Annotated in this window: 4 protein-coding genes; 3 read left to right on the forward strand and 1 reads right to left on the reverse strand. The window is 68.4% G+C overall.

The window, feature by feature from the left end; genetic code table 11:
• Positions 1–23: 23 nt before the first annotated feature.
• A complete protein-coding gene (locus ACFXB5_RS38125) occupies positions 24–1,238 on the reverse strand; it encodes a cytochrome P450 (RefSeq protein WP_385217099.1) in 1,215 nt (404 codons plus the stop codon).
• 489 nt (positions 1,239–1,727) lie between these two features.
• On the opposite strand from ACFXB5_RS38125, the gene ACFXB5_RS38130 reads away from it, so the two are divergent.
• The 3 genes from ACFXB5_RS38130 to ACFXB5_RS38140 all read left to right on the forward strand — a co-directional run.
• Complete coding sequence (locus ACFXB5_RS38130) at positions 1,728–2,822, forward strand: cytochrome P450 (protein WP_385217102.1); 1,095 nt, start codon at positions 1,728–1,730, stop codon at positions 2,820–2,822.
• Between the two features lie 110 nt (positions 2,823–2,932).
• Positions 2,933–3,139, forward strand: coding sequence for a ferredoxin (locus ACFXB5_RS38135; protein WP_014057308.1), 207 nt, complete (start codon positions 2,933–2,935; stop codon positions 3,137–3,139).
• A 258-nt stretch (positions 3,140–3,397) separates the two neighbouring features.
• Positions 3,398–10,629, forward strand: a 7,232-nt coding sequence (locus ACFXB5_RS38140; RefSeq protein WP_385217104.1) for an SDR family NAD(P)-dependent oxidoreductase, incomplete at its 3' end; no start/stop codon positions are given.

Below are 10,629 nucleotides of genomic sequence, written 5' to 3' on the forward strand. Positions count from 1 at the left end.
GCTCACCGCGCCGCCGCGGACCGTCACCAGGTGACCCACAGGTCCTCGAAGCCGCCCGCCGAGATCCCCTCGCGCATACGGAGTTCTTCCGGGGCGTCCCGCAGCCGCAGTTCGGGCAGATGCCTGACGAAGGTGGCCAGGCACACCTGGAGTTCCACCCGGGCCAGCGTCTGGCCGACGCAGAAATGCGGTCCGGCACCGAAGGCAACGTGCTGGGTGCTGTTCTCCCGGCGCGGATCGAACTGGTCGGGGTCGGGGAACTTGCGCTCGTCCCGGTTGGCAGCGTGCAGATTGACGAACAGGGTGCTCCCGGCGCCGACCGGCACCCCGCTGACCTCCGTGTCCTCGGTGATGAACCGGGGGATGCCCACCCCGCCGAGGGCGTCCAGCCGCAGGGACTCCTCCACCACTCCGGGTACCAACCCGGGATCGGCGAGCAGGGTTTCGTAGCGCTCCCGCTCCGACAGCAGCATCGCCGTCATCTTGAGGATCATGTTCGAGGTGGTCTCGTGCCCCGCGAGCAGGAGACCGACCACGGTGGCGATGAGTTCGTCGTGGTTGAGCCGGCCGTCCTCGCTGTCGGTGATCTGGGTCAGCTCACTGAGCAGGTCATCACCCGGTTGCGCCCGTTTGCGCTCGACGAGATCGGATGCGTAGGCACGGAACTCCGCCTGCGCCTCGTCCACTTCGGCCTGGGTGTAACGCGTCAACGTCAGCAGTGTCTCCGACCAGCGCGCGAACTTGTCCTGGTCCTCGCTCGGCGCGCCCAACAGAGCGCAGATGACCCGCACAGGAAGGGGGAGGGCCACCGCCGCGCGGAGATCGGCGGGTGACCCCTTGGCCAGCATGGCGTCCACCAACTCATCCGCCATCTCCTGGATACGCGGGCGCCACGCTTCCATCTTCTTGACCGTGAACGCTCGGCTGAGCAGCCGTCGCCACCTCCGGTGTCCCGGGCCCTCCTTGATGTCCGTGTCGCCCTGGGAGGGCCGGCTGAACGTCCCCCCGTCCTCGGTGGTCGACATGCGCGCGGCGCCCTTGCGGTCCAGATTGCGGCTGAACCGCGGGTCGGTCAACAGCCCACGGACCTCCTCGTATCCGGTCAGCAGACCGACCACGTCCCCACTGGGCATCCGTACGTGTGCCACCGGGCAGGTGGCCCGCGTCTCGGCCCACTCCCGCGGGGGCTCCAGTGCGTTCGGCTGCTCGAAGGGGTAGTTGGGGATGGCTTCCGTCATGGGGGGACTCCTCCGGTGTCGGGGACCTGTGATCACCGTAAGGCGGTCGTCTTATTAAGACAATCGACTTAGGTGGGATGGCCGACAATCGAACGACATCGCCAACAGATGTGGTTGGAGGCGGCGAACCCGGGGTAGGGGGACCGGCGGAGCCGCCACCTGTCACCCGCCACCCGCCGGACGTCGCGGCCCGCGCGGTGAGTTCGCCCGCGCGCACGGGGTCAACAGCTCGCGCCTTTGTCTAAGGAAATTTGCAGAAGTTGCCCGCAGGGGCCTTGTGGTGCGCTATCGGGCCGATGGCGAAGCTAGCATCGACATCGAGCCAGCCGGTGTAGCTGCCGACGATCTCGCTACATGGGTTATGAAATCGATGGAGGAGTCTTGGTCGACGCCCCGCACCCCCCAGTGCCAATGCCTACCAAGCGGAGCCGCCCCTTCAATCCTCCGGATGGTTACGCCCCCCTGCGTGAGCAGGAGCGGATAACGCGCATGACTTATCCGGGTGGCACGCCCGGGTGGCTGGTCCTGCGTCATGCCGAAGCGAAGGAACTGCTCACTCATAAGAGCTTCAGTGCGCGCCAGGAGGGATTGGTTTCTCCCGTCCCCACCGAGCTGCAGTACGACGGCCGCCCGGCCGACCCCGGCGCCTTCGCGAAGACGGACGACCCGAGTCACAGTCAGTACCGCAAACTGCTCACCGGCTTTTTCACGGTCCGGCGCACGCGTCAGCTCGCCCCCATGATCGAGCGTATCGTGCACGAACAACTCGACGACCTGGAAAAGGCCGGGCCGGGCGCCGATCTGGTGGAGGTCTTCACCGAATCCGTCCCCTCCCGGGTGATGTGCGAGATGATCGGCGTCCCCGAATCGGAGCGGAAGACCCTCCAGCGGCACGTGGAAACACTCGGACGGCTCTCCTGTACCGTCCCCGAGGCGCTCGCCGCTGTCTCCGGGATGAGCGGATTCCTGGCCCGCTTCATCCCCATCAGGATGGACGACCCCCGGGACGACCTTCTCGGAGACCTGATCCGGGGCGGGCAGCTCAATGAGCAAGAACTCATGGGCATGGCCTCCACGTTGATCAACGGGGCCTTCGACACCACGGGCAACATGCTCGCCATGGGCGTCTTCACCCTGCTCGAGCACCCCGATCAACTGGCCAAGCTCCGCGAGGACGAGGAGCTCATGGGGGCTGCCGTCGAGGAGCTCCTCCGCTTCCTCACCATCTCCCACCTCGGGGCCAGCCGGTGGGCGCTGGAAGACGTCGAGTTCGCCGGCCAGAGCATCAAGAAGGGCGAGGTGGTCACCGTCGCCCTGCCCGCCGTCAACCGCGACCCCGAGCGCTACGACAACCCCGATCAGCTGGACATCGGCCGTACGGACCACGGTCACCTGGCACTCGGCCACGGCGTCCACCAGTGTCTCGGCCAGCACCTCGCCCGCACGATCCTGCGCGTCGGCTACGAGGCCCTGTTCGACAGGTTCCCCACGCTGCGACTCGCCGTGCCGAGCGACGAGGTCCCCATGCGCGACGACTTCGTGCATTACGGCCCCAGGTCGCTTCCCGTCACCTGGGACGACTGATCGAGATACCAAGCGGTGGATGTGACGGACGATGTGGAGTTCTCGCACCGTCCGTCAAGCAAGTGGGCCCAGAAGACATACCACAAACAACAAGGTAGGACTGAGACCCGATGAGGATCACCGCCGACCGTGAGGTGTGCTGTTCGGCCGGCCAGTGCGCGCTGATCGCGCCTGACCTGTTCGACCAGAGCGACGAGGACGGCTCCGTCGTTCTGCTCGACGCGCAGCCCGACACCGGACGGCTGGACGTTCTGCGAGAGGTCGTATCCCGCTGCCCGACCGGTGCGATCCGTGTCGAAGAAGACCCTGGCGTGTGAAAACAGCGCGTGAAATTTCGGGGGCGTGAATAGCGGCGGAGAACGCATAGTGGTAAGCGTCACACGGCCGGTGAGACGCTACTGAAACAAAGGCCGGGAACACGCCCGGGGCGCCAACCACGCTTGAGTGGGTTTCTAGGGTTTCCCTTACGAGGCCAGAGCTAGTGTGGCCGGTGTCCGTCTGGCGAACCGTGTTTTCATTACTTTCAGGGCCGTTGCGCTCTTCCAGCGAACGACGTGTTTAGTGTGGAGTTTTTGATGCCTGCTGCATCCAACCAGAACAAGGCCGTTGAAGCACTGCGCAAGTCGTTCAAGGAAATCGAGCGGCTCCGGCGTCAGAACCGCCAGCTGACGAGTTCGGCCACCGAGCCCATTGCGATCATCGGTATGGCCTGCCGATTTCCTGGTGGAGTGAATTCTCCGGAAGCACTGTGGCGGCTGGTCGCCGACGGATCGGACGCGATCTCGCCCTTCCCGACAAACCGTGGCTGGGACGTGGAGGGGATCTACAATCCGGACCCGGAAATTCCGGGTACCAGTTACGTTCGCGAAGGCGGTTTCCTCCACGACGCGGACCAATTCGACTCCACGTTTTTCGGCATCTCGCCTCGTGAGGCCCTGGCCATGGATCCCCAGCAGCGGCTGCTGCTGGAGACGTCGTGGGAGGTGATGGAGCGGGCGGGCATCGACCCCGCGTCACTGCGTGGCAGCCAGACAGGCGTCTTCACCGGTGCCATGCACACCACTTACGCATCCGAGGCCGCGCAGATCCCGGACGAGATCGAGCCGTACCTCCACAACAGCGCCACCACCAGCATCGCCTCGGGCCGTGTCTCCTACACCTTCGGTTTCGAAGGCCCCGCGCTGACCGTGGACACCGCTTGCTCATCGGCGCTGGTCGCTCTGCATCTGGCCGCTCAGTCGCTGCGCCAGGGCGAGTGCTCCATGGCGCTGGTCGGCGGTGCGACGGTCATGGTGAATCCCGAGGGCTTTGTCACCTTCAGCCGGCAGCGCGGTCTGGCCGTCGACGGCCGGTGCAAGGCGTTCGCCGACGGAGCCGACGGCACCGCATGGTCCGAGGGCATCGGTGTGCTGCTGGTGGAGCGGCTGTCCGACGCCCGGCGCAACGGGCACCAGATACTCGCGGTGGTGCGCGGCTCCGCCGTGAACCAGGACGGCGCGAGTAACGGTCTGACGGCCCCCAACGGTCCGTCACAGCGCCGCGTCATCCGGCAGGCCCTGGAGAACTGCGAGCTGACCCCCAGTCAGATCGACGCGGTTGAGGCGCACGGTACGGGCACGACGCTGGGTGACCCGATCGAGGCGCAGGCCTTGCTGGCGACGTACGGGCAGGACCGGCCGGAGGGGCGGCCGCTGTGGCTGGGCTCGCTGAAGTCGAACCTCGGCCATACGCAGGCCGTCGCCGGTGTCGCCGGCGTCATCAAGATGGTGATGGCGATGCGGCATGGCGTTCTGCCGAAGACGCTGCATGTCGACGCCCCGTCGAGCCACGTGGACTGGTCCGAGGGCCAGGTCGAGCTGTTGACCGAGGCGCGGGCGTGGCCGGAGACGGGCGAGTCGCGCAGAGCCGGTGTGTCCTCGTTCGGCGTGAGCGGGACGAACGCGCATGTGATCCTGGAGCAGGCTCCGGAGGTCGAGGCGGCCGAGGTCGACTCCGAGGAGCCCGCTGACGGTGGTGTCGCGGGCATCGCGGGCCCGGTGGCGTGGGTGGTGTCCGGCAAGACCGACGCCGCGCTGCGCGAGCAGGCCGAGCGGCTGCGGGAGTTCGTGGCGGAGCGTCCGGAGCTGGGCGCCGCCGATGTGGCCCTCTCGCTGGCGACGACCAGGTTCGCGTTCGAGCAGCGCGTGGTGGTGACCGGGACCAGCCGTGAGGAGCTTCTCGAGCGCCTGGAGGGGGTGGCCGAGGGGGCCAAGCTCCCCGGCGCGGTCTGGGGGAAGGACGCCGAAACCCCTGGCCGCTCGGTGTTTGTGTTCCCGGGTCAGGGGGCGCAGTGGGTGGGGATGGCGGTGTCGCTGCTGGAGTCTTCGCCGGTGTTCGCGGAGGCGATCGGTGAGTGTGAGTCGGCTCTGTCGGCGTATGTGGACTGGTCGTTGACGGATGTGCTGCGTGGGGTTGAGGGTGCTCCTGGTTTTGACCGGGTGGATGTGGTGCAGCCGGTGTTGTTCGCGGTGATGGTGTCGTTGGCGAAGTTGTGGCGTTCGGTGGGTGTGGAGCCGGATGCGGTGATGGGACACAGTCAGGGTGAGATCGCGGCGGCGTGTGTGGCGGGTGCGTTGTCGCTGGAGGACGCCGCGAAGGTGGTGGCGTTGCGGTCGCAGGCGATCGCGGTGGGTCTTGCGGGTCGTGGTGGCATGGTGTCGGTCGGCCTGTCGGCGGATGCGGCCAAGGAGCGTATCGCCGCCTGGGGCGGTGCGATTTCGGTGGCGGCGGTGAACGGTCCGGGGTCGGTCGTGGTGTCGGGTGACCCGGGTGCGCTGGATGAGATGGTCGCCCAGCTGGAGGGCGAGGAGGTCCGGGTCCGCCGGGTTCCGGTGGACTACGCCTCGCACTCGGCGCACGTGGAGTCGATCCGTGAGGAGTTGCTGAAGGTTCTGGCGGATATCGCGCCGCGTTCGTCGGAGGTGCCGTTCTACTCGACGGTGTCCGGTGAGCTGGTGGACACCGCCGGTCTGGACGCGGAGTACTGGTACCGGAATCTGCGGCAGACCGTCGAGCTGGAGGCCACCACTCGAAAGCTGTTGGATGACGGCCACACGGTCTTCGTCGAGGCGAGCCCGCATCCCGTACTGATGCTGCCGTTGCAGCAGACCGTCGAGGCCGCCGAGGCCCAGGCGGTCGTCGTCGGCACGCTGCGACGGGACGAGGGTGGACCCGAGCGGTTCCTGACCTCCGCCGCCGAGCTTCATGTTGGTGGGGCCTTCGTTGACTGGCGGAAGGTGTTCGCCGGCCACGGTGCCCGCCGCGTTGAACTGCCTACCTACGCCTTCCAGCGCGAGCGCTTCTGGCTTGACGCTCGGGCGGGGGTGGGCGATGTGGGTTCGGTGGGGTTGGGCTCGCTGGGGCATCCGTTGCTGGGTGCGGTGGTGTCGCTGGCGAGTGGCGGTGGGGTGCTGCTGAGCGGGCGGCTGTCCTTGGCCACGCATGGGTGGCTGGCGGATCATGCCGTACACGGGGTGGTGTTGCTGCCCGGGACGGCGTTCGCGGAGCTGGTGGTACGGGCGGGCGATCAGGTCGGCTGTGGCCGGGTCGAGGAACTGATCCTGGAAGCGCCGCTCATCGTGCCCGCGACGGGTGGCGTACACCTTCAGGTTGAGGTGGGAGAGGCGGACGCTTCCGGTCTCCGTGAGGTGAGTGTGTTCTCGCGGGAGGAAGCGGAGGGTGAGGGCGGCGCGTGGACGCGGCATGCCCATGGTGTGCTGGGTTCGGCTGCGGCCCTCTCCGAGGCGCGGTTCGACTTTGGTGTGTGGCCTCCGGTGGGGGCTGAGTCGGTTGATGTGTCGGGTGAGTATGCGCGGGCCGCGGAGAACGGGTTGGAGTACGGGCCCGTCTTCCAGGGGTTGAAGAGTGCGTGGCGGCGTGGCGACGAGGTGTTCGCGGAGGTCGAGCTGCCGGAGGGAGAGCGGGAGCGGGCGGGTCAGTTCGGGCTGCATCCGGCGCTGTTCGACGCGGCGTTGCACGCGATAGGTGTGAGTGAGGGCCTGGGGGGTGGTTCGGGGAGTTCGCTGCCGTTCTCCTGGCGTGGGTTCGCTCTGGAGGCGGTGGGTGCGACCTCGCTGCGGGTGCGGCTGGCGCCGGTGGGCGCTGGGTCGGATGCGGTGTCGGTGCTGGTGGGGGATGAGTCGGGGCGTGGGGTGGCGGCGGTCGAGTCGCTGGTCCTGCGACCGGTTGACGCGGATCAGCTGAACGCCGTGGCTGGGGCGGCGCGGGATGCGTTGTTCCGGGTGGAGTGGATGGACGCACCCGGGGCCGTCGTGGCGGGTGAGGTCCCGGCGCGGACAGAGGTGATGCGGGTCGTTTCCGCTGGGGCGGATGTGGTGGGTGAGGTGTACGGACGGGTCCTTGAGGTCTTCGATCGGGTCCAGGCGTGGGTGGCGGACGAGGACCGTGCGGGTGAGCGGTTGGTGGTGGTGACCCGGGGCGCTGTCGATGCGGGCGATGGCGTAAGGGATTTGGCGGGGGCCGCGGTGTGGGGTCTGGTGCGGTCCGCGCAGGCGGAGAATCCCGGGCGCCTGGTGTTGGTGGACACCGATGACGTGGAGGGAGTCGGGGGCGTTCTTCCCGGGGTGCTGGCTTTGGGTGAGGAGCAGGTGGTGGTGCGGTCGGGTGCGGTGCGGGTGCCGCGTCTGGGCCGGTCGCTGCCTTCGGGTGATGCTCCGGAGTCGGGTGGGTTTGGTTCCGGTGCGGTGTTGGTGACGGGTGGTACGGGTGTGCTGGGCGGTTTGGTGGCCCGGCATCTGGTGGCCCGGCACGGTGTCGGGAAGTTGGTGCTGCTGTCCCGTCGTGGTGCGGAGGCCGAGGGTGCGGCCGAGTTGCGGGCCGGGTTGGAGTCCGCCGGCGCCGAGGTGGTGGTCGTGGCGTGTGATGCCGCGGATCGTGAGGCTCTGGCTGGGGTGTTGTCGGGGTTGCCGGAGGGCTTTGGTCTGAGTGGTGTGGTGCATGCGGCGGGTGTGCTCGATGACGGGTTGCTGACGTCGTTGACCCGTGAGCGGGTCGAGCCGGTGTTGCGGGCGAAGGTGGACGCGGCGTGGAATCTGCATGAGCTGACCGCGGGGTTGGATCTGTCGGCGTTTGTGCTGTTCTCGTCGGCTACTGGTGTGCTGGGTGGTGCGGGGCAGAGCAACTACGCGGCGGCGAATGTGTTCCTGGACGGCCTGGCGTCGTGGCGCCGGACCCGGGGGCTGCCGGGTGTGTCGATGGCGTGGGGTCTGTGGGCCCAGGCCAGCGGCATGACCGGCCACCTCGGCGAGGATGACATCCGGCGGATATCCCGCTCGGGTGTGATGCCACTGGCCACGGACGAGGGGCTTGAGCTGTTCGACGCCGCTCTGTTCTCGGACGTGGTGGTGCCAGTTCTCTTCCGGCTGGACATCCAGGCGCTGCGCGCGCAGGGCGCCGAGCTCCCCGCCCTCTTCCGCAACATCGTGCCGGGGATGCCCGTCCGGCGTGTCGCGGGCGCCGGAGACGCGGACGCGGATGAGGTTGCCGCCCGCCTACGGCGGCGACTGGTCAGCATGTCCGAGGCGGATCAGGAACAGTTCTTGCTCGAAGAGCTGATCCGTGTCCACGTGGCCGCCGTCCTGGGACACGCCAAGTCGGACTCTGTGGAGGTGGGACGCCCCTTCAAGGACCTGGGCTTCGACTCGCTCACCGCCGTGGACCTGCGGGCCCGGCTGAGCGCGGAAACGGGTCTGCGCCTCCCGGCGACGCTCGTTTTCGACTACCCGAACCCGACGGTACTGGCGGGCCATCTGCGCTCGGAGATCCTTGGCTCCCAGGACGGGGCCATCGCGGCACCGGCGGGTGGGTCCTTCGGGGCCGCGTGGCGCAAGGACGACGAGCCGATCGCGATCGTGGCCATGAGCTGCCGCTTCCCCGGTGCGGTACGGACGCCCGAGGAGCTGTGGCAGCTGGTGATGGCGGGCACCGATGCCACCTCGCCGCTCCCGTCCAACCGCGGCTGGGACCTCGACTCCGCGTACGACCCGGACCCCACGCGTGAGGGCACGTACTACGTCCGCAGCGGTGGTTTCCTCAACGAGGCGGATGAATTCGACCCGGAGTTCTTCGGGATCTCGCCGCGTGAGGCGCTGGCGATGGATCCGCAGCAGCGGTTGCTGCTGGAGACGTCGTGGGAGGCGTTCGAGCGGGCCGGTATCGCTCCCGAGACGGCCAAGGGAAGCCGGACCGGCGTCTTCGTCGGCGTCATGTACAACGACTACGCCACCCGTCTGGACGGGAAGGCCCCCGAAGGCTTTGAGAGCTACCTCGGCATGGGTAGCGCGGGCAGTGTGGCCTCGGGCCGGATCTCCTACACCTTCGGCCTCGAGGGGCCTGCCGTGACGGTGGACACGGCGTGCTCGTCGTCGCTGGTCGCGCTGCACCTGGCGGTCCAGGCACTGCGCCAGGGCGAGTGCGACATGGCGCTGACCGGTGGTGTGTCGGTGATGTCCACACCGGCCGCGCTGATGGAATTCAGCCGTCAGCGCGCGCTGTCCGAAGACGGCAAGTGCAAGGCGTTCAGCAATAGCGCCGACGGTTTCGGATTCGCCGAGGGCGTCGGGCTGCTGCTGGTGGAGCGGCTGTCGGATGCCAGGCGCAATGGGCACGAGGTGCTGGCCCTGGTCCGGGGTTCGGCGACGAACCAGGACGGTGCGTCCAACGGCCTGACCGCCCCGAACGGCCCGTCTCAGCAGCGGGTGATTCGCGCGGCGCTGGCGAACGCCGGGCTGTCGGCGGCCGATGTGGACGCGGTCGAGGCCCATGGCACCGGCACCCCGCTGGGCGATCCCATCGAGGCGCAGGCACTGCTGGCCACCTACGGCCAGGACCGGCCCGCGGACCAGTCGGTGTGGCTCGGCTCGGTGAAGTCGAACTTCGGCCATGCGCAGGCGGCGGCGGGTGTGGCCGGTGTCATCAAGATGGTGATGGCGATGCGGCATGGCGCGCTGCCGAAGACGCTGCACATCGATGAGCCGTCGCAGCATGTGGACTGGTCCGCGGGTGGGTTGCGCCTGCTGACGGACGGCATGCCCTGGCCGGAGACGGGACGGCCGCGGCGCGCGGCGGTCTCCTCCTTCGGGTTGAGTGGCAGCAATGCCCACGCCGTACTGGAACAGGCCCCGCTCGACGACGCTCCCAGCCCCGCCGCCGATGACGACGCCCCGGCTGCGGAACTGCCGGAGATCACGCCGTGGGTGATCTCCGGACGGTCGGAGACGGCGGTGGAGGCGCAGGCGGAGCGGCTGCTGGCGCATGTGCGCGGGCACGGGGAGGTTTCGCCCGCCGATGTCGGGCTGTCGTTGGCGACCACGCGCAGTGTGTTCGAACACCGCGCGGTGGTGCTGGCGGGCGACGGGGATGGCCTCATGAACGGCCTGAGTGCGTTGGCCGAGGGGAATGTGTCGCCTGGTGTGGTGCGGGGGGTGGCGGCCGCCCGGGACCAGGCAGTGCTTGTCTTCCCTGGTCAGGGGTCGCAGTGGGTGGGGATGGCGGCGGGGCTGCTGGAGTCTTCGCCGGAGTTCGCGGAGCGGATCGGTGAGTGCGCGGCCGCCCTGGCGCCGTTCGTGGACTGGCCGCTCGCGGATGTGCTGCGGGGTGGCGAGGGCGCTGCGGAGGCGTTGGAGCGGGTTGATGTGGTGCAGCCCGTGTTGTGGGCGGTGATGGTGTCGTTGGCGGAGTTGTGGCGTTCGTACGGTGTGGAGCCGGCGGCGGTCATTGGTCATTCGCAGGGTGAGATCGCGGCGGCGTG

This window comes from Streptomyces sp. NPDC059455, assembly GCF_042750115.1.
GTDB classification, from domain to species: Bacteria; Actinomycetota; Actinomycetes; order Streptomycetales; family Streptomycetaceae; genus Streptomyces; species Streptomyces endocoffeicus.

Excerpts from the sequence above, each read along its gene's own strand:
- ACFXB5_RS38125 (WP_385217099.1), bottom strand. The coding sequence starts at position 1,238 with ATGACGGAAGCCATCCCCAACTACCCCTTCGAGCAGCCGAACGCACTG.
- ACFXB5_RS38130 (WP_385217102.1), top strand. The coding sequence starts at position 1,728 with ATGACTTATCCGGGTGGCACGCCCGGGTGGCTGGTCCTGCGTCATGCC.
- ACFXB5_RS38135 (WP_014057308.1), top strand. The coding sequence starts at position 2,933 with ATGAGGATCACCGCCGACCGTGAGGTGTGCTGTTCGGCCGGCCAGTGC.